The 25,111-nt window shown below is 71.1% G+C and carries 23 protein-coding genes and 1 tRNA gene; 12 read left to right on the top strand and 12 right to left on the bottom strand.

Going from position 1 to position 25,111, the window contains the following annotated elements; translation table 11 throughout:
• Positions 1-68: 68 nt before the first annotated feature.
• A complete protein-coding gene (locus tag ACIQRW_RS18035) occupies positions 69-845 on the top strand; it encodes a hypothetical protein (protein WP_403760962.1) in 777 nt (258 codons plus the stop codon).
• A 69-nt stretch (positions 846-914) separates the two neighbouring features.
• Here the strand turns inward: ACIQRW_RS18035 and ACIQRW_RS18030 are convergent.
• Positions 915-989 (bottom strand) — tRNA-Cys (locus ACIQRW_RS18030).
• A 249-nt stretch (positions 990-1,238) separates the two neighbouring features.
• Between ACIQRW_RS18030 and ACIQRW_RS18025 the strand changes: the two genes are divergently transcribed.
• The 6 genes from ACIQRW_RS18025 to ACIQRW_RS18000 all read left to right on the top strand — a co-directional run bounded on the left by ACIQRW_RS18025 (position 1,239) and on the right by ACIQRW_RS18000 (position 7,419).
• Positions 1,239-2,744 (top strand): MFS transporter, encoded by a 1,506-nt coding sequence (locus ACIQRW_RS18025; protein WP_403760959.1) that lies wholly within the window; start codon positions 1,239-1,241, stop codon positions 2,742-2,744.
• 39 nt (positions 2,745-2,783) lie between these two features.
• Entirely contained in the window at positions 2,784-2,984 is a 201-nt protein-coding gene (locus ACIQRW_RS18020; RefSeq protein WP_026290595.1) for a ribbon-helix-helix protein, CopG family, read from the top strand.
• Positions 2,981-3,370 carry a type II toxin-antitoxin system death-on-curing family toxin gene (locus tag ACIQRW_RS18015; RefSeq protein WP_403760956.1) on the top strand — a complete coding sequence of 130 codons (390 nt, stop codon included), beginning with the start codon at positions 2,981-2,983 and terminating at the stop codon, positions 3,368-3,370. The genes ACIQRW_RS18020 and ACIQRW_RS18015 overlap by 4 nt, the downstream gene beginning before the upstream one ends.
• A 157-nt stretch (positions 3,371-3,527) precedes the next feature.
• Positions 3,528-5,312: a DEAD/DEAH box helicase gene (locus ACIQRW_RS18010; RefSeq protein WP_397917138.1), complete on the top strand. Its 1,785-nt coding sequence runs from the start codon at positions 3,528-3,530 to the stop codon at positions 5,310-5,312.
• A 494-nt stretch (positions 5,313-5,806) separates the two neighbouring features.
• Entirely contained in the window at positions 5,807-6,451 is a 645-nt protein-coding gene (locus tag ACIQRW_RS18005; protein ID WP_018958460.1) for an IclR family transcriptional regulator, read from the top strand.
• 179 nt (positions 6,452-6,630) lie between these two features.
• The gene (locus tag ACIQRW_RS18000; RefSeq protein ID WP_403760953.1) at positions 6,631-7,419 is read left to right on the top strand and encodes a S16 family serine protease; all 789 of its coding nucleotides are present in this window, start codon (positions 6,631-6,633) and stop codon (positions 7,417-7,419) included.
• Here the strand turns inward: ACIQRW_RS18000 and ACIQRW_RS17995 are convergent.
• The 8 genes from ACIQRW_RS17995 to ACIQRW_RS17960 all read right to left on the bottom strand — a co-directional run bounded on the left by ACIQRW_RS17995 (position 7,379) and on the right by ACIQRW_RS17960 (position 13,942).
• Positions 7,379-8,695: an MFS transporter gene (locus ACIQRW_RS17995; RefSeq protein WP_403760950.1), complete on the bottom strand. Its 1,317-nt coding sequence runs from the start codon at positions 8,693-8,695 to the stop codon at positions 7,379-7,381. The genes ACIQRW_RS18000 and ACIQRW_RS17995 overlap by 41 nt on opposite strands.
• 25 nt (positions 8,696-8,720) lie before the next feature.
• Positions 8,721-8,915 carry a hypothetical protein gene (locus tag ACIQRW_RS17990; RefSeq protein WP_403760947.1) on the bottom strand — a complete coding sequence of 65 codons (195 nt, stop codon included), beginning with the start codon at positions 8,913-8,915 and terminating at the stop codon, positions 8,721-8,723.
• 43 nt (positions 8,916-8,958) lie between these two features.
• A complete protein-coding gene (locus ACIQRW_RS17985) occupies positions 8,959-9,573 on the bottom strand; it encodes an ArsR/SmtB family transcription factor (RefSeq protein ID WP_403760945.1) in 615 nt (204 codons plus the stop codon).
• A gap of 76 nt (positions 9,574-9,649) precedes the next feature.
• The gene (locus ACIQRW_RS17980) at positions 9,650-10,540 is read right to left on the bottom strand and encodes a glycine betaine ABC transporter substrate-binding protein (RefSeq protein WP_403761073.1); all 891 of its coding nucleotides are present in this window, start codon (positions 10,538-10,540) and stop codon (positions 9,650-9,652) included.
• Positions 10,541-10,650: 110 nt separating this feature from the next.
• The gene (locus tag ACIQRW_RS17975) at positions 10,651-11,520 is read right to left on the bottom strand and encodes an ABC transporter permease (protein ID WP_403760942.1); all 870 of its coding nucleotides are present in this window, start codon (positions 11,518-11,520) and stop codon (positions 10,651-10,653) included.
• The gene (locus tag ACIQRW_RS17970; RefSeq protein ID WP_403760940.1) at positions 11,517-12,788 is read right to left on the bottom strand and encodes a betaine/proline/choline family ABC transporter ATP-binding protein; all 1,272 of its coding nucleotides are present in this window, start codon (positions 12,786-12,788) and stop codon (positions 11,517-11,519) included. Before ACIQRW_RS17970 ends, ACIQRW_RS17975 begins: the two co-directional genes overlap by 4 nt.
• The gene (locus ACIQRW_RS17965) at positions 12,781-13,428 is read right to left on the bottom strand and encodes an ABC transporter permease (RefSeq protein ID WP_329155929.1); all 648 of its coding nucleotides are present in this window, start codon (positions 13,426-13,428) and stop codon (positions 12,781-12,783) included. Before ACIQRW_RS17965 ends, ACIQRW_RS17970 begins: the two co-directional genes overlap by 8 nt.
• A 16-nt stretch (positions 13,429-13,444) precedes the next feature.
• Positions 13,445-13,942: an Lrp/AsnC family transcriptional regulator gene (locus tag ACIQRW_RS17960; protein WP_403760935.1), complete on the bottom strand. Its 498-nt coding sequence runs from the start codon at positions 13,940-13,942 to the stop codon at positions 13,445-13,447.
• Positions 13,943-14,064: 122 nt separating this feature from the next.
• On the opposite strand from ACIQRW_RS17960, the gene hppD reads away from it, so the two are divergent.
• Positions 14,065-15,210, top strand: coding sequence for a 4-hydroxyphenylpyruvate dioxygenase (gene hppD, locus ACIQRW_RS17955; RefSeq protein WP_403760932.1), 1,146 nt, complete (start codon positions 14,065-14,067; stop codon positions 15,208-15,210).
• A 97-nt stretch (positions 15,211-15,307) separates the two neighbouring features.
• Here the strand turns inward: hppD and ACIQRW_RS17950 are convergent, their stop codons facing one another.
• Positions 15,308-17,026 carry a tetratricopeptide repeat protein gene (locus tag ACIQRW_RS17950; RefSeq protein WP_403760929.1) on the bottom strand — a complete coding sequence of 573 codons (1,719 nt, stop codon included), beginning with the start codon at positions 17,024-17,026 and terminating at the stop codon, positions 15,308-15,310.
• 97 nt (positions 17,027-17,123) lie between these two features.
• Here ACIQRW_RS17950 and ACIQRW_RS17945 point away from each other — a divergent pair, with 97 nt between their 5' ends.
• Positions 17,124-18,491, top strand: a complete 1,368-nt coding sequence (locus ACIQRW_RS17945; RefSeq protein WP_403760927.1) for an FAD-binding oxidoreductase — start codon at positions 17,124-17,126, stop codon at positions 18,489-18,491.
• Between the two features lie 28 nt (positions 18,492-18,519).
• Here the strand turns inward: ACIQRW_RS17945 and ACIQRW_RS17940 are convergent, their stop codons facing one another.
• Positions 18,520-19,002, bottom strand: coding sequence for an SsgA family sporulation/cell division regulator (locus tag ACIQRW_RS17940; RefSeq protein WP_403760924.1), 483 nt, complete (start codon positions 19,000-19,002; stop codon positions 18,520-18,522).
• 247 nt (positions 19,003-19,249) lie between these two features.
• Between ACIQRW_RS17940 and ACIQRW_RS17935 the strand changes: the two genes are divergently transcribed.
• Positions 19,250-20,941 carry an RDD family protein gene (locus tag ACIQRW_RS17935; RefSeq protein WP_403760922.1) on the top strand — a complete coding sequence of 564 codons (1,692 nt, stop codon included), beginning with the start codon at positions 19,250-19,252 and terminating at the stop codon, positions 20,939-20,941.
• 219 nt (positions 20,942-21,160) lie between these two features.
• Positions 21,161-21,826: an RDD family protein gene (locus ACIQRW_RS17930; RefSeq protein WP_403760919.1), complete on the top strand. Its 666-nt coding sequence runs from the start codon at positions 21,161-21,163 to the stop codon at positions 21,824-21,826.
• A 30-nt stretch (positions 21,827-21,856) separates the two neighbouring features.
• Here ACIQRW_RS17930 and ACIQRW_RS17925 read toward each other — a convergent pair whose 3' ends face one another.
• A complete protein-coding gene (locus tag ACIQRW_RS17925; protein WP_403760917.1) occupies positions 21,857-22,171 on the bottom strand; it encodes a hypothetical protein in 315 nt (104 codons plus the stop codon).
• Between the two features lie 451 nt (positions 22,172-22,622).
• On the opposite strand from ACIQRW_RS17925, the gene ACIQRW_RS17920 reads away from it, so the two are divergent.
• Positions 22,623-25,025: an immune inhibitor A domain-containing protein gene (locus ACIQRW_RS17920; protein WP_403760914.1), complete on the top strand. Its 2,403-nt coding sequence runs from the start codon at positions 22,623-22,625 to the stop codon at positions 25,023-25,025.
• Positions 25,026-25,111 lie beyond the last annotated feature (86 nt).

The raw sequence follows: 25,111 nt of genomic DNA, 5'->3' as shown, positions 1-25,111 counted from the left end.
AGAATGCCGCGAAGGGCCGAACCCGGCCGAAGGTTCGTACCGTTGTCCGAACAAGGGAGAGCCCGTACGTGATCACTGAGCCGGAACTGGTGGGCGAGCCCGGGCCGGATACCCCCGCGGACGTGGTGAGCGGGTTCGATCCGGGGCAGGGGCTCCGGGCCGGTGGCCGGCGCCGCCGGGTGCACGGGCTGCTGTGGGCCGCCGCCGGAGCATTGGTGGCGTCGGCGGTGTGGGCGGCGGCGGTCTTCGCGTACGGGATCGGCGGCGAGCGGAAGCCCGACCCGCGCGGCTACCGCGTGGAGTCCGACTCCTGCGCGGCGGTGGAGCTGAAGGCGCTCGCCAAGGCGGTGGGGGAGCAGGCGGCCGAGCCGTCGACCGAACTGGACGGCATCGAGCACCCCGCCCTCCGCCGCATTCGCTGCACCGTCGACTTCACGGTGGCGGTGGTTCGGGCGCCGGACGGCGAGGAGGCCTCGGGCTGGTCCACCGGCTATCAGGCGTCCCTCACGGCTGAGTTGCACACGGAGACCGACCCGCGCCCCGAGTTCGAGGCGAGCAGCACGCTGACGGAGATCGACGGCACGGGCGTGGACCGGGTGGAGCGCGTACCGGACCTCGGCGACCTGGCCTATCTGCTGATCATGGAGGACGAATCCATGCGTGTGCAGGTGGTGGAAGGCGGTGCCGTAGTGACCCTCACCCTGACCTCCTGGATGTCTCCTCCGGACATCGACAACGGAACGGAATCGCTCCCCGACGTGGTGGACCAGCCCGAGATGCTCGCCTACCGGGCCGATCTGATCAGCGATACGCGCGAGGTGATGAAGGCCCTGAAGACCGGCTGACCGGCTGACCGGCTGACCGGCCGCAAACGGAAGCGGCCGCCCCCTGTCGTGGGGACGGCCGCTTCGCGATGGAGACCGTGACCGGATTCGAACCGGTGTAACTCGAGTTGCAGTCGAGCCCCTGAGCCTCTCGGGCACACGGTCGGGTGCGGTGCTGCGGTGCTGCGGTGCTGTGGTGTGTGGTGCGGTGCTGCGGTGCTCTGTTCCTTTGCTGTCCACGACGCTACGGGGCTCCGCCCGCCGCCTCAAGGCATCCGGCCGGCCCGCAACGCGACTGCCATACGCCGTTCACACCCGGTCCGGTGCCGGGGCTCGGGACCTACGACCAAGGGCCGAGTGCGGCACCGCACAAGGACAGGGTTCAAACCGCTCCATGCCCCTTACGCTGGGCCCATGACCGCCCTCGAACCGCGTGACGGCACCGATGCCGCACACCTCGCGCCGCCCGCGACCGACGATCACTCCTCGGACCCGCTGTCCGACATCCCCCTCGCAGCCGTCGAAGGGGTCCTCGGGCGCACCTACCGGGCGCTCAGCATCGGCATCGTCTCCGTGGTGTTCCTCATCGCGTTCGAGGCCACGGCGGTCGGCACGGCCATGCCGGTCGCCGCGCGCGAGCTGAACGGGATCCCTCTCTACGCCTTCGCCTTCTCCGCGTACTTCACCACCAGCCTGTTCGCCATGGTCCTGTCCGGGCAGTGGGCCGACCGGCGCGGGCCGCTCCAGCCGCTCGCCACCGGGATCACCGCGTTCGGCGTCGGCCTGCTGCTCTCCGGGGCGGCCACCAGCATGTGGGTCTTCATCGCGGGCCGGGCGGTCCAGGGACTCGGCGGCGGGCTGGTGATCGTCGCCCTGTACGTGGTCATCGGGCGGGCCTACCCCGAGCACATCCGGCCCGCGATCCTGGCCGCCTTCGCCGCGAGCTGGGTGATCCCCTCCGTCGTCGGGCCGCTCGCCTCCGGGACGGTGACCGAGCACCTCGGCTGGCGCTGGGTCTTCGTCGGCATCCCGGTCCTCATCGTGATCCCGCTCGTCCTGGCCCTCCCGGCGATCCGGCGGACGGCCTCCGGGCCCGCGGACCCGGCCGCCGCCACCGAGCCGTACGACCGCCGCCGGATCCGGCTCGCCCTGGGGATCTCGGCCGGGGCGGGGCTGCTCCAGTACGCGGGGCAGGAGCTGAACTGGCTCGCCCTCCTGCCGGCCGCCCTCGGCGTCGCCCTGCTGGTGCCCGCCGTCCGCGGACTGCTGCCCACCGGGACCGTACGGGCGGGGCGCGGGCTGCCCTCGGTGGTCCTGCTGCGGGGGGTCGCCGCCGGGTCGTTCATCGCCGCCGAGTCCTTCGTACCGCTGATGCTGGTCACCCAGCGCGGGCTGTCCCCGACGATGGCCGGCCTCTCGCTGGCCGTGGGCGGGGCGACCTGGGCTCTCGGTTCGTTCGTGCAGTCCCGGCCGCGCATGGAGCCCCACCGCGAGCGGCTGATGGTCAGCGGCATGGTGCTGGTCGCCGCCTCGATCGCCGTCGCGCCCTCCGTGCTGATCGAGGGGGTCCCGGTCGGGACCGTCGCCGTCGCCTGGGCCTTCGGCTGCTTCGGGATGGGCATGGTGATCGCCTCCACCAGCGTGCTGCTGCTGAAGCTGTCGGCCCCGGAGGAGGCGGGCTCCAACTCCGCCGCCCTCCAGATCTCCGACGGGCTCTCCAACGTGCTGCTCCTGGCCGGCGGCGGCGCGGCCTTCGCCGCGCTCGGCGGCGGGGCGGTGGGCGCTGCCGCGCACGGGGCCGTGGAGGCCGGAGCCGCCGGCTCGCACCCGGGCGCGTTCGCCGCCGTGTTCCTGCCGATGGCGGGGGTGGCACTGGTGGGGGCGTGGGTGGCGACCCGGGTCGTCGTGCGGGAGAAGTAGCGGTACTACTCTGGCCCCATCCGCTGGTACCGTTCTGGTATGGCTATGAACCTGCGTCTCCGTGACGACCAGACCGAAGCCCTCAAGCAGCGTGCCGAGCAGGAGGGCACCAGCATGCACGCCATACTGCTCCAGGCCGTGGACGACTACCTCGCCAGGACCGCGCAGCAGGCCATCGTCCGCAAGACGGCCAAGGAGCAGGCGGCCAAGTGGAGCGAGCTGATGGAGCGGCTGAAGTGAGCTGTGTCTACCTGAGTTCCGAGGACATCCTCGTGATCGCCGAGCATGCCTGCGACGACATGCAGATCGTCCTTCGGGACGATGGACTGCTGGAGTCGGCGGCACACCGTCCCTCCGCCGCCATGTTCGGCGAGGAGGCCTATCCCGATCTGATCGACAAGGCGGCGGCACTCCTTCAGTCCCTGGCGGTCAACCACCCCCTTTTCGACGGCAACAAAAGGACCGCCTGGTTGTCCTGTGTCACGTTTCTGGCCATGAACGGCGTTGAACTGCGCCCGGACATCGACGCGGCGGAACGACTGGTCATCGATGTCGCCACGGGGGCGACGGACGAGATCAAGGCGATCTCCCAAGGGCTGCGGGACCTGGTCCTCGACGCGATGTGAGCACGGTCTCGTCGGCCCCCGGTACGGCTCGTCCGTACCGGGTTTCAACCGGGCCCCCGGTAGGGTGGCCCGGTTGTCGTATCGCGGGCCGGGCCGATCAGGGCCGGGTCCGGTGCGGACAGCACCCCACGTACCCGAGAGCCCCGAACCGGAGACCGTGACTACTACCACCGCCTCCCACCACCTCTCACCCGCCTTTCCCGGCCGCGCCCCCTGGGGCACCGCCGGCAAGCTGCGAGCCTGGCAGCAGGGCGCCATGGAGAGGTACATCCAGGAGCAGCCGCGCGACTTCCTCGCCGTCGCGACGCCCGGCGCCGGCAAGACCACGTTCGCGCTGACCCTCGCGTCGTGGCTGCTGCACCACCATGTCGTGCAGCAGATCACCGTCGTCGCCCCGACCGAGCACCTCAAGAAGCAGTGGGCGGAGGCGGCCGCCCGGATAGGGATCAAGCTCGACCCCGACTACAGCGCCGGCCCGCTGAGCAAGGAGTACCACGGGGTCGCCGTGACGTACGCCGGTGTCGGCGTCCGTCCGATGCTGCACCGCAACCGCTGCGAGCAGCGCAAGACGCTCGTGATCCTCGACGAGATCCACCACGCCGGTGACTCGAAGTCCTGGGGCGAGGCCTGCCAGGAGGCGTTCGACCCGGCGACCCGGCGACTCGCGCTGACCGGTACGCCGTTCCGTTCGGACACCAACCCGATCCCGTTCGTCGCGTACGAGGAGGGCAACGACGGCATCCGCCGCTCCTCCGCCGACTACACCTACGGCTACGGCAACGCGCTCGCCGACGGCGTCGTCCGCCCGGTCATCTTCCTCAGCTACAGCGGCAACATGCGCTGGCGCACCAAGGCCGGCGACGAGATCGCCGCGCGGCTCGGCGAGCCGATGACCAAGGACGCCATCGGGCAGGCCTGGCGCACCGCGCTGGCGCCCACCGGCGAGTGGATCCCCAACGTGCTCACCGCCGCCGACAAGCGGCTCACCGAGGTCCGCAAGGGCATCCCCGACGCGGGTGGCCTCGTCATCGCGACCGACCAGGAGTCGGCGCGCGCGTACGCCAAGATCCTCAAGAAGGTCACCGGCGAGACGCCGACCGTGGTCCTCTCCGACGAGAAGGCCGCCTCCAAGAAGATCGACCGGTTCAGCGGCGACGAGTCGCGCTGGATGGTCGCGGTCCGCATGGTGTCCGAGGGCGTCGACGTGCCGCGCCTCGCCGTCGGCGTCTACGCGACGACGATCTCCACGCCGCTCTTCTTCGCCCAGGCCGTCGGCCGCTTCGTGCGGTCCCGCAGGCGCGGCGAGACGGCCTCCGTCTTCGTCCCGACCATCCCGATGCTCCTCGACTTCGCCAACGAGATGGAGGTCGAGCGCGACCACGTGCTCGACAAGCCGAAGAAGGGCAGCGACGAGGAGAACCCGTTCTCGGAGGAGGACAAGCTCCTCGCCGACGCGGAGAGGCTGGAGGACGAGGAGACCGAGGAGCAGCTGCCCTTCGAGGCGCTGGAGTCCGACGCCGTCTTCGACCGGGTGCTGTACGACGGCGCCGAGTTCGGCATGCAGGCCCACCCCGGCTCCGAGGAGGAACAGGACTACCTCGGCATCCCCGGGCTCCTGGAACCCGACCAGGTCCAGCTTCTCCTCCAGAAGCGGCAGACCCGGCAGATCGCGCACAGCCGCCAGAAGCCGGCCGAGGAGGCCGACCTTCTGGAGAAGCCGGCCGACGCCCGGCCCGTGGTCACCCACAAGCAGCTGCTGAGCCTGCGCAAGCAGCTCAACACCACGGTCTCCGCCTACACGCACCAGAGCGGCAAGCCCCACGGTGTGATCCACAACGAACTGCGCCGCGTCTGCGGCGGCCCGCCGAGCGCGGAGGCCACGGCACACCAGATCCAGCAGCGGATCGCGAAGGTCCAGGAGTGGGCGACGCGGATGACGTGACCGCGGTGTCGTCCGTTCTGGTCGGCCCGTACGGAGGTTCCCCCTTCGTGCGGGCCGACGGCGTTCCCGGGCATCGCGGCGACGCTCCCGGCTTCCGCGGAGACGTTTCCGGTCGTTGGGGCCGGGAAATTTCTCGGTGACCGTTCACGCACTGTTAACGTTGGTTCACATCCGTGGACGCGGGCCCTGATGGTGTCGCGACACGTGAACGCGCGTAGATGTTCGCTTTCCGGACGCCGTCCCGCTGACCGGCCCTTATGTGCGGGCCGTTCCGGGGCTCCGTGTCCGGAGACCGGATTCTGGACGAGGACTTCCGCTGAGCGGACTGGATCGCTACTGTCCCCGCCATATGAACGCCCCGTGGCAACGCCGCCGCGGAGCGCAGCCGGTGCCTTGCCAGGCCGGCGGCCTCTCCGTGCGTCGCCGCTGGGACCGGCGTCGCAACCCCGCCGGAGCAGGACCGTCGTCGCTCACCCCGAAGAGGAGAGGGCGTCGTGACAGCGGAGACCTCCCAGACGCTCGACCGAGGACTGCGCGTCCTCAAACTGCTCGCCGACACCGATCACGGCCTGACCGTCACCGAGTTGTCCAACAAGCTCGGTGTCAACCGGACCGTCGTCTACCGATTGCTCGCCACCCTGGAGCAGCACGCCCTGGTCCGCCGTGACCTGGGCGGCCGCGCCCGGGTCGGCCTGGGTGTGCTGCGGCTCGGCCGCCAGGTGCATCCGCTCGTCCGGGAAGCCGCGCTGCCCGCGCTGCGCTCCCTGGCCGAGGACATAGGGGCCACCGCCCATCTCACGCTCGTCGACGGCAGCGACGCCCTCGCGGTCGCCGTCGTCGAGCCCACCTGGACCGACTACCACGTCGCCTACCGGGCCGGTTTCCGGCATCCGCTGGACCGGGGCGCGGCCGGCCGGGCCATCCTGTCGGCCCGGCAGACCACGGAGGCCGGACACCCCGGCTACACCCTCACCCACGGCGAACTCGAGGCCGGGGCCAGCGGGGCGGCCGCGCCGCTGGTCGGGGTCTCGGGCGTGGAGGGCAGCGTCGGTGTCGTCATGCTCGCCGACGCCGTACCGGAACGGGTCGGGCCCCGCGTGCTCGATGCCGCCCGGGAGGTGGCCGACGCGCTGCGGTAGCCCGTACCGGCCGGGGAGTGGCCGACGTCCTGCGGTAGCCCGTACCGGCCGGGGAGTGGCCGACGTCCTGCGGTAGGCGGGTACCGGCCGGGGAGTGCCCGGGCCGGTACCCGCGGAGGCGGCGGGGGCGGCGTACGCCTGGCGCGTTCCGGCCGGAGGGCGGCGGTTAGATTGGGTGCGTGCTCACTCGTCTCACGCGCCCCCGCGTCCTCGCCCTCTGCGCGCTGCCCGTCCTCGCCCTCTTCGGTACGGCGGCCTTCGCGCCGCTGCCGTTCACCCTGGCTCGGCCCGGGGTGACCGCGGACGTGCTCGGCAAGGACGACGGGCGGCCGGTGATCACCATCACCGGCGCGGAGCCCCGGCCCACCGACGGGCAGCTGAGGATGACGACGATCCTCGCCACCGGGCCGAAGGCGGACGTCCGTATCGGCGAGGTGATCGACGGCTGGTTCCGGACCGATCGGGCGGTCATGCCGCGCGACTCCGTCTACCCCACCGGTGGCTCCGAGAAGGAGATCGAGAAGCACAACCTCGACGACATGAAGCAGTCGCAGAACGTCGCCGTCGACGCCGCCCTGAACTACCTGGACCGCGAGCCCGGTTCGCTGCGCGTGGAGGTGGACCTCGGCGACATCGGCGGCCCGAGCGCCGGTCTCTTCCTCTCCCTCGGCATCATCGACAAGCTCGACGGCAACGGCTCCGGCGGCGATCTCACCGGCGGCCGCACCATCGCCGGTACGGGGACGATCAGCGCGGACGGCAAGGTCGGCGCTGTCGGCGGCGTGTCGATGAAGGCCCAGGGCGCCCACCGTGACGGGGCGAGCGTCTTCCTCGTGCCGAAGGCCGAGTGCTCTCAGGCGGAGGCCGAGGCGCCCGACGGGCTGCGGATCGTGCCCGTCTCCACGCTGAAGGACGCGGTCGGCTCGCTCAAGGCCCTGGAGTCGGGCGGGAAGGTACCGGGCTGCTGACCTGCGGCGGCACCGACTGCACGGGTGGCGCCGGCTGTACGGGCTCCGCCCCCGGCGCGTCGTCCAGCGTTCGCCAGGACGGGAACACCAGCGGGCTCAGCGTGGCCAGGAAGTAGACCCCGCCCATCAACAGCAGCGCTCCCGTCGCCCCGGCGCCCTCCACCAGCAGCCCGGCCGCCAGCCCGCCCAGCGGCATCGCGAACTCGCAGCCCGCCGTCAGAGCCCCCGAGACCCGGCTGCGCAGCCGGTCCGGCACCCGTTCGTAGATCACCGTCGTCAGGATCGGGTTCAGCACGCCGCCCGCGATCCCGCCGAGCAGCATCGTCACCGCGAGCGGAAGCGGCGTCCCGGTCACCGCGGCGACCAGGAACCTCGGCGCGCCGCACAGGATCACGCACACCGTGAACACCGTCCGCCGTGAGAACCGGTGCCCCACCGCCCCGTACAGCAGGGCCCCCGCCAGCCCGCCCGCCCCGAACATCGCGGTGAGCAGCCCGATGGCGGTCGCGCCGCCCAGCTCGGCCTCGGCGTGCACGGGGAGCAGTACGGCGTTCCAGCCCTGGTCGGTGCCGTTCATGAACATCACCATGACCACGATCGCCAGCAGCAGCCGGTTGCCCAGCAAGTGGGCGTATCCCTCGCGGAGTTCGGAGCCGTAGGCGCGCAGCGATACCGGGGCCTCGGCCTTCCGCGGCTCGGCCGCGCGCACCCCCCGTACCCCCGCGGCGATCAGCAGGGCGGACAGCCCGAACGTCGCCGCGTCCAGCAGCAGGACCGTCTCCGCGCCGACGAAGGCGATGAGGACGCCGGCGAGCGCCGCGCCGACCATCCGGGCCCCGCGCGAGACCGCGTCGAAGAGGCTTGCGGCCCGGGGGAGGGTGGTGCCGGCGTGCTCGGCCAGGTCCGGGATCAGGACGTAGCGCGCGGTGTTGCCCGGAGTGTGGGCGAACCCGTTGACCGCCATCAGCGCACACAGCATCCAGAAGTCGAGGACGCCGGCGAAGTGCAGCAGTGGGATCGTCGCGATGGCCGACGCGCACACCGCGTCGGAGGCGATGGCGACCCGGCGGCGGCCGATCCGGTCGATGACCGGTCCGCCGATCAGGGCGGCGACGACGATCGGCAGAGTGGCGCAGAAGGCGACGAATCCGGCCCGGCCCGCGCTGCCGGTGGTCTCCAGGACGAACCAGGGGACGCCGATCAGGGTCAGTGACGTGCCTGCGGTGGAAATGGAGTTGGCCGCGAGCGTGGCGGCGAGCGGGGTGCGGTGCCCCATGGTTCTGTCTCCCCCGAGTCGATGGTCAGGCCGGATGGAAGGCGGCGGCGCGAGGCGCGGTCGCCTCCCGGCTCTGGGTCGTCAGGCGCAGACCCACCTCGACCAGGGCCCAGCCGACCCGGGTGCGCAGGCTGGTGCGGGGGAGGTGGAAACGCGCCGCCTCGTGGTGGAGTTCGGACGCGCGGGCGGTGTGCAGGAGGTGGTGTACGTCGGCGTGCATAAGGCGGTTCCCTTCGGGTGGTGGGTGGTTGGCGGCGCGGCGTTCATTCGGAGGAGCGCGGGAAGGTGTGCAGGTGGGTCCGGACGACGGCCGAGCCCTCGGTGTCGTCGGGGACACGGCCCCGGTAGGTCTCCACGAGCTCCTGAACCTTCTGGCCCAGCTCCAGTGCCAGGTCGGGGGTGAGGCGGATCGTGAAGTCGCTCATGTCCCAGCTGCGCTGCCACTCCTCCGGCCAGTCGTCCATCGTGCCCAGCCAGGTGTTCAGCTCCTGGGCGTGGCTCGTGGCCGTCTCGTGGAGGAGGAAGTCGATGGCCCCGCGCACCTCCGGGTCGGCGTGCGTCCGGAATTCGGCGCTCTCGACGGTCGAGCCGTCGTGGGCCGCCCGCCACCAGCGTTCGCGGCCCTTGCCCAGCTCCGGGGCGTCCTCGACCATCCCGGACTCGGCCAACTGGCGCAGGTGGTAGCTGGTCGCACCGCTGGACTCGCCCAGCCGCTCGCCGAGCCTGGAGGCGGTGGCGGGGCCGAAATCGCGCAGCGCTTTCAGCAGTCGCATCCGGAGGGGGTGGGCGATGGCCCGCAAGGTGCGGGCGTCGACGTTGTGGATCTTCCGGTCGGTGCCGTCGTAGCGGTAGGGGCGGACGTCCTCGTTCTCTGCCATGGTTCGAAGGTAGAGATGCAAAGAGCGCTTTGCAAGTCTTTTTTGCAACGGACTGTTTGCAAGGACCTTTGGCAACTCACCCCTCCTCGATGAACCCCTCCGCCACCAGCCAGTCCTTCGCCACCTCGTGCGGGTCCTCGCCTTCGACGTCCACCCTGGCGTTCAGCGTCTGCGCGACCTCGGTCGTCAGCTTCTTCGCCAGCGGGTCCAACAGCTCCGCGATCACCGGGTACTTCTCGAAGGTCGCCTCGTGGATGACGGGGGAGGCGTTGTAGTTGGGGAAGAAGTTCTTGTCGTCCTCCAGGACGTCCAGGTTCATGGCCTTGATGCGCCCGTCGGTGGTGAACACCTCACCCAGCAGGCAGGAGTTGGACTCGGAGACCTGGGTGTAGATGATCCCGGCGTCCATCTTCCGGATGTTGCCCGCCGGGATCTTCATCCCGTACCGCTTCTCCATGCCGGGCAGCCCGTCGTCGCGGGAGGCGAACTCGTTCTCCACGCAGATCGTCACCGCGCCCGGGTCCTTCTTCGCCAGGGCCGCCACGTCCGAGAGGGTCTTCAGCCGGTACCTGGCGTTGTTCTTCTTGCTGATGGCGAGCGCGTACGTGTTGTCGAGCGGCGCCGGCGGCAGCCAGACCACCCCGTTGCCCCGGTCCTCGTCCCGCACGGCCTCGTACTGCTTCTTCGGGTCGACGATGGGGTTCGCGTGGCCGAGGAAGGTGATCCAGCCGGTGCCGGTGTAGTCCCACTGGGCGTCGGCGTCGCCGTTGATGATGGCCTCGCGGGCGCTGATCGAACCCGGCAGGTTCGTCCGGTCCAGGACCTCCGCCCCGGCCGCCTTGAACACCAGGCCGGTCATCTGGCCCAGGATGATGTTCTCGCTGAAGTTCTTCGAGGTCACGGTCAGCGTCGCGCCCTTGAGCGGCTCGCCCTGCCCGACCGACCCCGGCGACACGTCGTCCACCATCGGCGAACCGCTCTTGAGCCCGCAGCCGCCCAGCGCCAGTGCCAGCGTGAGGGACAGGGCCGCGCCGCCGACCGTGAAGGCCCCGCGCCGGGGAACGTACGCGGTCCTCCTCATCGCTCCTCCAGCCCGCGCGGCGTCAGCGCCAGTTCGGCCAGCGAGGCCAGCCAGTCCACCAGCAGGGCCAGCACCACCGTCAGCACCGAGCCGATGATCAGTACCGGCATCCGCTGCGTCTGGATTCCCGACGTGATCAGGTCGCCCAGTCCGCCGCCCCCGCCGAACGTCGCCAGCGTCGCCGTGCCGACGTTCAGGACGAGTGCCGTACGCACCCCGGCCAGGATCAGCGGGACCGCGAGCGGCAGCTCCACCTTCATCAGGACGCCCCGGCCGGACATCCCCATCCCGCGCGCCGCCTCGATCATGTTCGGCTCGATCGCCCGCAGGCCCGCCACCGTGTTGGAGAGCACCGGCAGCACCGCGTAGATCACGATGCCGATGATCGCGGTCCGCGGGCCGATGCCCAGCCAGATCACCAGCAGCGCCAGCAGACCGATCGCGGGCGTCGCCTGCCCGATGTTGGCCAGCGCGGTGAACGCCGGGGCCGACTTCCGCAGCCGCCGCCGGGTCAGGGCGATGCCCAGCGGGATCGCGATGATCAGCACCCAGAACGTGGAGATCGCCGTCAGCCGCACATGCTGCCACCAGCGCAGCTGCACATTGCCGCCGGTCAGCGAGTTCTCCGCGATCGAGTCCAGGTGGATGTTGGTGATCCAGACGTAGGTGACGGCCAGGACGACCACCAGCACCACCGGCAGGACCACCAGCTTCCGCCAGGTGAACCGGCGCTCCGGCGCGGCCGGCCCGGGGGAGGGGTCGCTCTCCTCGTCGTGGAACGCGTGGCCCTTGACGTCGTGTTCGCCCGGCGGACGGGTGGGGGTGGCCGGGCCCTTGCCGGAGCCGGACGGATGGCTGGGACTCATCGGCCGCCGCCACCCCCCTCCAGCTCCTGCTCCGTCTGGTGGCCCCGCAGCTCCTCCAGCTCGTGCTGGTGCTCCATCGCCGTCAGCCGGTCGGCCTCCAGCAGCTCCTGCACGTTGTCCATCAGCGTCTTCATGTCCACGACCCCGATGAACTCGCCGCGCCGCCCGGTCACCGCGACCCGGCCCCCGCTGTCGGTGAGGACCGCCTCCAGCGCGTCGTGCAGCGTGGCGTCCCGGGTCACCGTGTCGTGCACCAGCTGCCCGGCCCGCGCCAGCGAGCCGCGCGCCCGCATCAGGTCGCCGCGCCGCAGCCACTTGTACGGGCGGTTGCGGCGGTCCAGCATCAGCAGCTCGTTGTGCGGGCCGTTGCGCAGCTTGTTGAAGATCGACTGGAGCGGGTCCTCGACCGTCACCGTCGGGAAGTCCGCGATGCCCACATCCCGTACGCGGGTCAGGTTCAGCCGCTTCAGGGCCGCGCCCGCGCCGACGAAGCCGGAGACGAAGTCGTCCGTCGGGTTGGTCAGGATCGCCTCGGGGGTGTCGAACTGCGCGATGTGCGAGCGCTCCCGCAGCACCGCGATCCGGTCGCCTAGCTTGATCGCCTCGTCGAAGTCGTGGGTGACGAACACGATCGTCTTGTGCAGCTCGTGCTGGAGCCGGATCAGCTCGTCCTGGAGATGGTCGCGGGTGATCGGGTCGACCGCCCCGAAGGGCTCGTCCATCAGCAGTACGGGAGGGTCGGCGGCCAAAGCCCGCGCCACCCCCACCCGCTGCTGCTGCCCGCCGGAGAGCTGGCGCGGATAGCGGCCGTGGAACTCGCGCGGATCCAGACCCACCAGGTCGAGCATCTCCTCCACCCGGTCCTTGACCCGTGACTTGGACCAGCCGACCATCTTCGGGACCAGGGCGATGTTGTCCGCGACCGTCATGTGCGGGAAGAGGCCGGAGGACTGGATCGCGTACCCGATCTTGCGGCGCAGTTTCACCGGGTCGATGTCGGTGACGTCCTCGTCGTCGATCCGGATCCGGCCCGACGTCGGCTCGATCAGCCGGTTGATCATCTTCAGGGTGGTGGACTTGCCGCAGCCGGACGGCCCGACGAAGACCACCGTCTCGCCCGCCCTGATCTCCATCGAGACGTTCTCGACGGCCGGATTCGGGGTGCCGGGGTAGCTCTTGGTGAGGTTCTCCAGCTGGATGGTGGCCCCGGAGGTGGCGGCGGCCCCGCCCGCGGTGCCGGTGTCGGTCTCGGTCTCGGTCTCAGGCACGGATCCCCCTCGGGATGGTCAGCCGCCCCAGCAGGACGTACGCGGCGTCGAAGAGCAGGGCGAGGACGACGATGCCGAGCGTGCCCGCGAGGACCTGGTTGATCGCGTTCGCGCTGCCCAGCGAGGCGATGCCCCGGAAGATCTCGTTGCCGAGGCCGGGCCCGGAGGCGTACGCGGCGATGGCGGCGATGCCCATCAGCATCTGTGTGGAGACCCGGATGCCGGTCAGGATCGGCGGCCAGGCGAGCGGCAGCTCCACCCGGCACAGGCGGGCCGGCCGCGACATCCCGATGCCCGTCGCCGCGTCGACCAGCGACGGATCGACGCCCCGCAGCCCGACGATGGAGTTCCGGACGATCGGCAGCAGCCCGTACAGCGTCAGGGTGATCACGGTCGGTGCGACGCCGAGGCCGACCAGCGGGATCAGCAGACCGATCGCGGCGAGCGAGGGGATGGTGAGGATCGTGGCCGTGGAGGTGATGGCGAGCGAGCCGCCCCAGCCGCTGCGGTAGCTCACCACGCCGATGACCACGCCCAGCACGGTGGCGATGACCATGCACTGGAAGACCGCGCTGACGTGCTGGAACGCGTCCGTGAGGAGCTGCTGGTGGCGGGTGCTCAGATACTCCCAGAAGCTCACACGGCACTCCTTCGGATCAATGACGCCCCGGGGCCTCGGGTCGGTCGGTGTCCTCGGCCGCCTGTTCCACCAGCGGGATGATCCGCAGCGGAACCGGGTTCTCCATGACGATCGCCGTGGAGGCCCGGACAATGCCATCAAACCCGACAACCCGGTCGATCACCCGCTGGAGATCGGCGTTGGAACGGGCGACCAGACGGCAGAACATGTCGCCGTGCCCGGTGGTGGTGTGCAGCTCCAGCACTTCCGGTACGCCGCCCAAATAGGCCCGTACGTCAGCACCTTGGCCCTGTTTGATCTCCAGTGTGGCGAACGCGGTGACCGGGTAGCCGAGCGCCGCCGGATCCACGTCCGGGCCGAATCCCCGGATGACGCCGTTCGACTGAAGACGGTCCAGCCGCGCCTGCACGGTCCCGCGCGCCACCCCGAGCCGCCGGGATGCTTCGAGGACACCGATCCGCGGTTCGCGCGCCAGGAGCACGATGAGCCGCCCGTCCAGATGATCGATCGCCATGAGCCCGCCTTCTGTGGTCACCCTGTACAGATAGTCCGGCCATCATGGCGATTCGCTGGGCACATTGACCAGCCGATGAGCGAACTATTGCGCACCTTGCGAAGTGGGGAGAGCCTTCGAACATGACTGAGACTCTGCACACCAGCCCTGACACCGCCCGGCGGGCCGACCCCTTCCCGGTCAAGGGAATGGACGCGGTCGTCTTCGCCGTGGGCAACGCCAAGCAGGCCGCGCACTTCTACTCGACCGCCTTCGGCATGAAGCTCGTCGCCTACTCCGGACCGGAGAACGGCAGTCGTGAGACCGCGAGTTACGTCCTGACCAATGGCGCCGCCCGCTTCGTGTTCACCTCCGTGATCAAGCCGTCCACCGAGTGGGGCACCTTCCTCGCCGACCACGTCGCCGAGCACGGCGACGGGGTCGTCGACCTCGCGATCGAGGTCCCGGACGCCCGTGCCGCGTACGCGTACGCCGTCGAGCACGGCGCCCGCGGCCTCACCGAGCCGCACGAGGTCAAGGACGAGCACGGCACCGTCGTCCTCGCCGCCATCGCCACGTACGGCAAGACCCGCCACACCCTGGTGGAGCGCTCCGGCTACGAGGGCCCCTACCTCCCCGGCTTCGCGGCGGCCTCGCCGATGGTCGAGCCGCCCGCCAAGCGCACCTTCCAGGCGATCGACCACTGCGTCGGCAACGTCGAGCTCGGCCGGATGAACGAGTGGGTCGGCTTCTACAACCAGGTCATGGGCTTCACCAACATGAAGGAGTTCGTGGGCGACGACATCGCCACCGAGTACTCCGCCCTGATGTCGAAGGTCGTCGCCGACGGCACGCTCAAGGTCAAGTTCCCGATCAACGAGCCGGCCATCGCGAAGAAGAAGTCGCAGATCGACGAGTACCTGGAGTTCTACGGCGGCGCGGGTGTCCAGCACATCGCGCTCGCCACGAACGACATAGTCGCCTCGGTCCGCGCGATGCGCGCCGCCGGTGTTCAGTTCCTGGACACGCCGGACTCGTACTACGACACGCTCGGCGAGTGGGCCGGGGAGACCCGGGTGCCGGTCGAGACCCTGCGCGAGCTGAAGATCCTCGTCGACCGCGACGAGGACGGCTACCTGCTGCAGATCTTCACCAAGCCGGTCCAGGACCGGCCGACCGTCTTCTTCGAGATGATCGAGCGCCACGGCTCCATGGGCTTCGGCAAGGGCAACTTCAAGGCTCTGTTCGAGGCGATCGAGCGCGAGCAGGAGAAGCGCGGCAACCTCTGACCCGCACCTCTTCGGCCTGCGTCTCCCACGCAGAACGCCGCCGCGGCCCGGGGCAGTACCCCGGACCGCGGCGGCCCACGCCGTTCACGGCACCCTGTCAGGGGCTCTTCGACGCCTCGGCCGCCTCCGGCTTCCCGGCCGCCGGGCTGCTCGCCGCCGCCTTCGACGAGGCCGGGGACGGGGACGCGGAAGGGGCCGCTTTCGAGGGCGCCGGAGCCTCGGGCCTCGTCTCCCGCTCCGTCTCTCGTGCCGTCTCCCGCTTCGGCTCCGGTTTCGGCTCCGGGGCGGGCGGCGGGGGCGGCTGCATGTCACCCGGCCCGCCCGCCGGCGGCGCGCCCAGCGCCTCCAGTGCCTCCTGGGCCAGCGGCGCCGCGAGCGGCGAGAAGGCCGGGTTCGTGCGCACGGCCTGCTCCAGATTGCGGCGCGCCGGACCGTAGTCCTCCAGCTCCCGCTGGATCACGCCCAGGTGGTACGCGTACGAGGCGTTCCGCACGCCCGTGTCCGCGGCCCGCTGCGCGTACTCCAGGCCCTCCTCCGACTCGCCCGCCCGGTGCAGCGCCCAGCCCAGCGCGTCCGCCACCGCCGCACTGCGGTGCTGCTTCGCCCACTGGCCGCGCAACAGCTCCACCGCCGCGTCCGGGTCCCCGTGGTCGGCCTCGAAGCGGGCCAGCAGCAGGGACTCGTCGACCCCGGCCTTCCTCGCCGCGGCCACCATCTCCCGCAGCGCGGCGTACTGGGTGCGGGCGTCCCCGTCCAGCCCCAGCGACTCGTACAGCTCGCCCAGCTCCAGGGCGTACTCCGGGCGCGGGAACTTCTCCAGCGCGCTCTGGTACGCGGCCAGCGCCTCGTCGGTGCGCTCCAGCGCCACCAGGGCCCGGGCCCGGCCCGCCAGCGAGGCGTGGTGACCGGCGTCCGTGCGCAGCGCCGCGTCGAACTGCGCCACCGCCTCCTCCGGTTCGCCACGCTCCCAGGCCAGCTCGCCGAGCCGGTGCAGCGCCTCGGCCTTCTCGGCGGGCTGCGTCGCCCGGTCCGCCGCCTCCCGGGCGGTGGCCAGCGCGTCCTCGCGCCAGCCCTGGCCCCGGTACAGCTCGGCGGTGCGGGCCAGCGCCGGAACGCCCTTGCGCAGCTCGCCGAACTTCTCCGTCGCCGCGGTCGCCGCCTTCTGGTCGCCGAGACCGGTGTACGCGTCGATGAGGACCGGGTACACGCTCCAGGTCTTCGGCTGCTGCTTCTTCACGGTCTCGCCCCACCGCTTCGCCGCGAGGAAGTCGTGCCGGGCGTTGGCCAGGGCCGCCAGCCCCACCCACGCCTCCCCGTTCCCGCGCTCACCCGCCCGCGCCTCCAGCGAACGCTTCAGGGCCTCCTCGGCGCGGGCGTAGTACGCCGTGTCCGCCGAACGCCGCGCCCACTCCACGTACGCCGTGCCGAGCGTCGCCAGGGACGGGGCGTCCTTCGGGTGGGACTCCACCCACTTCTGCCGGTCCCCGATCAGCGCGGTGAGGTCCGAGAGCGAGGCGGGGGAGCCCGCGGTCGTCGCCGCCTCGGCCCGCTCGACCGGCCCCGGCTCCTTCGGCCCGTCGCCCTCCCCGTCCTCCACCGCCACCAGCGCCCCGGCCAGCAGCACCCCGGCGGCGACCGCGCCGAACGCGGCCCGGCGCAACGTCGTCCGCAGGGTGGGCGGCGGCGGGGGTACGGCGGTGGCGCCTTCGGCGGGCATCACGTAAGGGCCCTGCGTGTCCTGCGGGTCCTGCGGGCCCTGCGGGGACGGCCCGGGCGGCCGGCGGGACTCCGGATCCTGCTGCGGCATGACATCCATGGCCATCACTGTGCGTCAGTCATACGAGCACACCGCTCCTTGGGATCGCCGCCGCCCACGGGTTCACACCATTGGCCCCGGGTGACAGGCTTGGATCATGAGCGATCTCCTCGAACGGCTGCGCGCGGGACTGCCCCCCGAGGCGCTGATCACCGATCCGGACGTCACCGCGTCCTACGCCCACGACATGGCGAGCTTCTGCGAGGCCGGCACCCCGGCCGTCGTGGTGCTCCCGCGCACGGTCGAGCAGGTCCAGCACGTCATGCGCACCGCCACCGCGCTGCGCGTCCCGGTCGTCCCGCAGGGCGCCCGTACCGGCCTGTCCGGCGCGGCCAACGCCTCGGACGGCTGCATCGTGCTGTCCCTGGTGAAGATGGACCGGATCCTGGAGATCAGCCCGGTCGACCGGATCGCCGTCGTCGAACCGGGCGTCGTCAACGCGGTGCTGTCACGCGCGGTCAACGAACACGGTCTGTACTACCCGCCGGACCCCTCCAGCTGGGAGACGTGCACCATCGGCGGCAACATCGGCACCGCGTCCGGCGGCCTGTGCTGCGTGAAGTACGGGGTCACCGCCGAGTACGTCCTGGGCCTGGACGTCGTCCTCGCCGACGGACGGCTCCTGACCACCGGCCGCCGCACCGCCAAGGGCGTCGCCGGATACGACCTGACCCGGCTCTTCGTCGGCTCCGAGGGCAGCCTCGGAATCGTCGTCAAGGCCGTCCTCGCGCTGAAACCACAGCCGCCCCAGCAGCTCGTCCTCGCCGCCGAGTTCCCCTCGGCAGCCGCCGCCTGTGACGCTGTGTGCCGGATCATGGAGCGTGGTCACACGCCGTCACTCCTCGAACTGATGGACCGTACGACCGTGCGTGCCGTCAACGCGATGGCCTCCATGGGCCTGCCCGAGACCACCGAGGCCCTGCTGCTCTGCGCCTTCGACACCCCCGACCCGTCGTCCGACCTCGCCGCCGTCGGAGCGCTGTGCACCGCCGCCGGGGCCACCGAGGTGGTCCCCGCCGATAATCCCGCCGAGTCCGAACTCCTCCTCCAGGCCCGCCGGATGTCGCTCACCGCGCTGGAGACCGTCAAGCCCGCCACGATGATCGACGACGTCTGCGTACCGCGCTCGCAGCTCGGGGCGATGCTCGCGGGCACGGCGGCCATCGCCGAGGAGTACGACCTCACCATCGGCGTCTGCGCCCACGCGGGCGACGGCAACACCCACCCCGTCGTCTGCTTCGACCACCACGACCCCGACGAGTCCCGCCGGGCCCGCGAGTCCTTCGACGCGATCATGGCGCTCGGCCTCGAACTGGGCGGGACCATCACCGGCGAACACGGCGTCGGCGTCCTCAAGAAGGAGTGGCTCGCCCGCGAACTGGGCGAGACCGGCATCGAACTGCAGCGCTCCATCAAGGCGGCCTTCGACCCGCTCGGCCTCCTCAACCCCGGCAAGCTCTTCTGACAGCGGCGGCCCTCCTGTCCGGCCGCTCTCACGCCTCGCCGTCCTGGGACGGCGCGTCGTCCGACTGCCACGGGTCGCTCAGCCAGAGGTCGTCGGCCGGCAGCGGGGCCAGCAGCTCCGCCAGCGCCTCGTCGATGCCGAGCCGGTCGCTCTCCGAGCCCGGCGGCACCACCCGCAGGGTCCGCTCCACCCAGGCGGCCACGGCGGCCGAGTTCACTTCGAGCAGGGCGTTGCCGTCGGGGGAGGTGAGGGCCACACAGATGACGCTGCGGCCCGCGACCTTCGTCGGCCAGATCCGTACGTCCCCGTGCCCGCACGGCCGGAACACGCCCTCCACCAGCAGTTCCCGGGCGAACGTCCAGTGCACGGGCGACTCGGAGCCGATGTGGAAGGCGATGTGCACGGCGTACGGGTCGTCCGTGCGATACGTCAGCCGGGCGGGTACCGGAATGGACCGCTCGGGGGACAGGACCAGCTTCAGCTCCAGCTCACGTTCCACGATGCTCATCATGAGAATGCACAACCTTCCGGTGCTCGTGGGCCGGCCACGTGACCGTCCCGCACAAGGAGAGAGCGCCCTCCCCGCCACCTATTACGCGACTTCTCGAAAAAACTTCGTGCGGTCCCGAAAGTGGTCCCAAACAGGTGGACGGGCCCGGGGGTGGCCGACGGTCTGATAGATGTGGACCCTTGTATTGAGGCCGTCCGCCCGCCCGGCGGGGACGGCCTGAGGCCTCGAAGAGATACGGGACCCGCTGATGAGCGCGCCAACTCCGGCACCCGGTGACGAAAGCCCCCGCGAGGGCTACTACCCCGACCCCTCCATCCCCGGCTACGTCCGGTACTGGAACGGCGCGTCCTGGGTCCCCGGCACGAGCCGCCCCGCGCCCCGTCGGACGGGCCCGGCCGCCGCTCCCGCCGCCGGTGAGCGGGGTGCGCCGGTGGAGGAGACCGGGCCGATCTTCTTCGACGAGGAGGACGGTCCCCAGGGGGGCCTCCAGGACGGCCCGGTGGCCCCGGGAGGATCCGGTGAACCCGCCGCGGACCACACGGACTCCGCGTCCGTCTGGCAGGCGGACACCGCACGCCAGAACGGTTTCGGCGGCGAACGGGACCGCCGGGTCGACTGGGGCGGGCCGGCCCAGGAGCCCGCCGGCAACCCTTCGCCGTCGGCCGACCCGAGGGCGCCGCTGGCCCAGGACCCGACCGGCGGCGCGCTGCCGGGGATGCGGGACGGCGGCCGGTCCGCCGAGGAGGCCGGGGCGCGTCCGCCGACCGACGGGACGGTCACGATCCGCGCGGTGGGACCGCGCGCCGCGGGGCCCGGCGCCGCACAGTCCGACGCCGTTCGGCCGCCCGCCCCGGCGCCGTCGAACGCCGGTACGCAGCAGGGGCCGCAGAACGTGGGCGCGGCACAGAGCAGCCTCGCGCCGGCTCCGGCGCCCCGGGCACTGCCGGCGCAGGCCCAGCACGCACAGCAGCCGCAGCATGCACAGCAACCACAGCACTCACAGCAGCCGCAGCGCGCACAGCAACCACAGCACTCGCAGCAGCCGCAGCGCGCACAGCAGCCATCGGCACCGCACGCGCAGCCGCAGCAGGCACCGGTACAGCAGGCACCGCTGCCGACTCCCGCGCCGGTCACCCCGGCCCCGGCTCCCGCTCCCGTACCGCAGGAAGTGCGGCAGGGGCCGGTCCGGGCCCCCGCCCCCGTGCCCACGCCGTCCCCCGCTCCCGTCGCCCCGGCGGCCCTCCAGACGCCGCTGACGCCGGGCCCCGGCGGCGGCTCGGCCTCCTGGGCGCAGCAGGTCCACCAACTGGCCCAGCCCGAACCGCAACAGCAGCAACCGCACCAGCAGCAGCAACCGCACCAGCTCCAGCACCAGGGGCCGGGCGCGGACCAGCCCGTCGTGCCCTGGAAGCCGCCGGTCGACGACCCCTTCCAGCAACTCGCCCGCAACCAGGCCTCGGCCCGGCCCGCGGGGCTCGGCAAGCGGTTCGTCGCCCGGCTGGTCGACAGTCTCGTGCTCGGCGCGGCCGTCGGGGCGGCGGCCGTCCCGCTGGCGACCCGGGCGCTCGACCACATCGACCGGAAGATCACCGCGGCGAAGGAGACGGGGGAGACGGTCACCGTCTGGCTGCTGGACTCCACCACCGGGGCGCTGCTGGGGGCTCTGCTCGCCGCGTTCCTCGTCATCGGCTTCCTCCTGGAGGCGCTGCCGACGGCCAAGTGGGGCCGGACGCTGGGCAAGAAGCTCTGCGGTCTCGACGTACGGGACATCGAGTCCCACGACGCGCCCACCCTGGGCGCGGCCCTGCGCCGCTGGCTCGTCTACGGCGTGCTGGGGCTGCTCGTCATCGGCGTGGTCAACGTTCTCTGGTGTCTGATCGACCGGCCCTGGCGCCAGTGCTGGCACGACAAGGCGGCCCGCACCTTCGTCGCCGGCTGAGCGGACTCAGCGGGCTGACCGGGCCGGGGGAACGCGTGCCCGGGGGAACGCGTGCCCGGGGGAACGTGTACCCGGGCTCCGGGGCAACGCACGGCCGGCTTCGGGGAACGCGTGCCCGAGCGCGCGGCGACATGCCCGTTTAGACTCGTATGCCGCTCCGTGTCCCCCGAACGCACCTGAGCCGTTGCGGGGTCCGGTGACGCGGGATGCACTGCCCCCATGAGCAACGACCAGCCGACGCCCGGCCAGCCGCCCGAGGACGACGATCCGTTCCTCAAGAAGCCGCAGGAGCCCTCGCCGCCGTCCGAGGGTCGGCCGTACGGCAGTGCGCCGCCCCCGCCGCCGCCCCCGCCCCCGCCGAACGATCCGTACGGCGGCGGCGGCTTCGGAGCGCCCGATCCGCTGGCCGGCATGCCGCCGCTCGCCGAGCCGGGGAAGCGGATCCTGGCGCGGCTCATCGACTTCCTCGTCATCTCGATCCCGCTGTACCTGATCTCGCTGCCCTGGGGTGGCGCGGTCGATGTCAACGGGGACGGCGACGACGGGTTCGGCGACGCGGTCGCCAGTGGGTACGGCGGGAGCCAGTTGCTGTGGTCGATCATCGGCCTGGTGGTCTACGTCGCCTACGACACGTACTTCACCCACAAGGACGGCCGCACGCTGGGCAAGCGGCTGCTCAAGCTGCGCGTCGCGATGCTCAACGACGGGCGGGTGCCCGACACCGGGGCCGCGCTGATGCGGGCCGTCGTGCTGTGGGCCCCGGCGCTGCTGTGCTGCCCGTGCCTGTGGTGGCTGATCAACATCGTGCTGATGTTCACCGACAAGCCCTACCGGCAGGGTCTGCAGGACAAGGCGGCCAAGACGGTCGTGGTGGCCGCCCGCTAGCGGACGGTCACCCTCCGGTCCGTCGCCCGCTCAGCGGCGCAGCGAGTGGTCGTTCGCCGGTGCCGACGAGCGGCCCGCCGCGACCCGCTCCCGGGCCCCGATGCCCTCCAGGGCGTGGTGGGTTCGGGCGGCGTCGGCGGCCGCCGTCCGTCCCGACCCCTCCGCGGCGCGGTGGCGGGGGAGTGGCAGGCGCACGGCGACCAGGAGGCCGAGGGCCAGCGCGGTCGTCCCGACGGCGGCGACGCCGATGCCGGACTCCGTGCGGAACAGCAGCAGCAGGGCGAGCGTCGTGACGACGACGGTGGCCGAACCGTAGGCGAACTGTGCGGCAGTCGGACGCGGCATGGCGGTTTCCGTCCTCGGGACGTCGGATGGGCGGGCGGCGGTCGGCACGGTCGTGCGCGCCGAACGACCCTACGACGGTGAATGCCCGAGCCGGACCGGTAGTAAGCGTGACCTAACACACGGTACCGGTGCACAGGGGGCGCACGGAGTCACGCCTCTCACCAACCGGACAGCGAGACGCGCCCGTTGAGGCGGTGCGAACGGGCCTGTCGAGGCGTGGCGAACGGTCCCGGGCCGGGCCGCCGACGTTCTTTTACCGTTCCCATGCCCTCCACATGCCGTCCGCATACCGGAAGAGCACTCCGCATAGTGCACTTGGTCTGTTCAAGTCAAGGTCTGTCTTTTCTCTCATAACTCCGATCGAATGTCGTCACTTGTGACGCGTTTACGCGCGCGGCCCGTTTCATACCCCCCTGGCCGCTGCGCGGACGCCCGGGGAGGACTGCATCAAGTGACCAATCAGAGACAGGCGCTTCGCGCCGCCGCCGTTGTCGTGGCCATGGCTGCGACCGCCGCGACGGCGTCGACCTTCGCCACCGCTCAGGCGCATGACAGCTCATCAGGTTCCGGTGTCTCCACCGTCGACCGCCGTGACCCGGCGCCGGCCAAGGGGCACGTGGAGCACAACCTGGAGGGCCCCTTCAGCGAGCAGCAGGCCGCTCAGCGCGAAGCCGCGCTGGAGCAGGTGCTGTCCGGGGACAAGAAGGTGGCGAACCGGGGCGGCTCCAAGGTCGTCAAGCTCGGCGACAAGAAGTACGTGGAGCTCGGCCGGGAGAAGACCGACAAGATCTTCACCATCCTGCTGGAGTTCGGCGACCAGGTCGACGACGCCACGATGTTCGACCCGGACGGCGACGGCCCCAAGCCGCCCGTCAAGAAGTTCGGGGGCACCCCGGGCCCGGCGCACAACAAGATCGCCAAGCCGGACCCGAAGAAGGACAACAGCACCGCCTGGAAGGCCGACTACAACCAGGAGCACTTCCAGGAGCTCTACTTCGGCGAGGGCAAGGGCGTCCACTCGCTCAAGACCTACTACGAGAAGACCTCCTCGGGTCGTTACTCGGTCGAGGGAGAGGTCTCCGACTGGGTCAAGGTCCCCTACAACGAGGCCCGTTACGGCTCCAACTACTGCGGCCAGTCCAACTGCGCCAACGTGTGGGACGCGGTGCGCGACGGCGTGAACGCCTGGGTCGCCGACCAGCAGGCCAAGGGCCGCACCGACGCGGAGATCAAGGCGAACCTCGCCGAGTACGACGAGTGGGACCGCTACGACTTCGACGGTGACGGCAACTTCAACGAGCCCGACGGCTACATCGACCACTTCCAGCTGGTGCACGCCGGCGAGGACGAGTCGGCCGGCGGCGGCGCCGAGGGCACCAACGCCATCTGGGCGCACCGCTGGTACGCGTACGGCACCAACGCCGGTGCGACCGGTCCCGCGGACAACAAGGCCGGTGGCGCCCAGATCGGCGACACGGGCATCTGGGTCGGCGACTACACCGTCCAGCCCGAGAACGGCGGGCTGGGCGTCTTCGCCCACGAGTACGCCCACGACCTCGGTCTCCCGGACCTGTACGACACCTCCGGCGGCGGCGAGAACTCGGTCGGCTTCTGGTCCCTGATGTCGGCGGGCTCCTGGCTCGGCACCGGCACGGGCGAGATCGGCAACCTGCCGGGCGACATGACCTCGTGGGACAAGCTCCAGCTGGGCTGGCTCGACTACGACAAGGCCAAGGCCGGCAAGACCTCGCTGCACAAGCTGGGCGTCTCGGAGTACAACACCAAGAACCCGCAGGCGCTCGTCGTCGAGCTGCCCAAGAAGGCCGTCACCACCACCGTCGTCAAGCCCGCCGAGGGTGCGAAGCAGTGGTGGAGCGACATGGGCGACGACCTGTCGAACACCCTGACCCGCTCGGTCGACCTGACCGGCAAGTCCAAGGCCACGCTGGACCTTTCGGGCTGGTACGACATCGAGGCCGACTACGACTACCTCTACACCGAGGTGTCCGACAACGGTGGCGCCAACTGGACCGCGCTCGACGGCACCGCCGACGGCAAGGCCATCCCGCGCGACGCCAGTGACAAGCCGGCCCTGACCGACGTCTCGGGCGCGTACAAGAAGCTGTCCTTCTCCCTGGACGCCTACGCGGGCAAGAAGGTCGACCTCCGCTTCCGCTACCAGACGGACGGCGGCGCGGGCGGCAAGGGCTTCGCGGCCGACGCCATCACCGTCACGGCCGACGGTGCCGCGCTCTTCTCGGACAACGCCGAGGGCGACGACAACGGCTGGACCGCGAAGGGCTTCTCGCGCATCGGCGAGTCCTTCACCCAGGACTACCCGCAGTACTACATCGCGGAGAACCGCCAGTACGTGTCGTACGACGAGACCCTCAAGGTCGGCCCGTACAACTTCGGCTTCTCCGGCACCCGTCCGGACTGGGTCGAGCACTACGCGTACCAGAACGGCCTGCTGGTCTGGCTCTGGGACACCTCCCAGAAGGACAACAACACCTCCGTCCACCCGGGCCAGGGTCTGATCCTGCCGATCGACGCGCACGCCAAGCCGCTGAAGTGGAAGGACGGCTCGCTCCTGCGCAACAAGATCCAGCCGTTCGACGCGCCGTTCAGCTGGTACCCGAACCAGGGCTTCACGCTCCACAACGCGGACGTCCCGCTGCACATCAAGCCCGCTCTGGGCGCCCCGGTCTTCGACGACCGCAAGGGCACCTACTGGTACAAGGAGAACCCCACGGGCAGTGTCAAGGTTTCTGACACGAACACCCGCATCTCCATCGTCCACGAGCCCCGCAACGGCTCGACGATGAGCGTGCTGGTCAGCCCCTCGGGTCGCTGATCAAGTAAAACCGCAGGTCAAACCATGATCGGCCGTCGCCCCCTAGCGGGCGGCGGCCGATCGTGTTTAGGTGCGTCTTGTTCACA

Origin of the sequence: Streptomyces sp. NPDC091287, from assembly GCF_044768525.1 — a bacterium.
In the GTDB taxonomy this organism is placed as follows: Bacteria; Actinomycetota; Actinomycetes; order Streptomycetales; family Streptomycetaceae; genus Streptomyces.
Note: the sequence above shows the minus strand (reverse complement) of the source record. Positions and strands in the feature narration are given on the sequence as shown.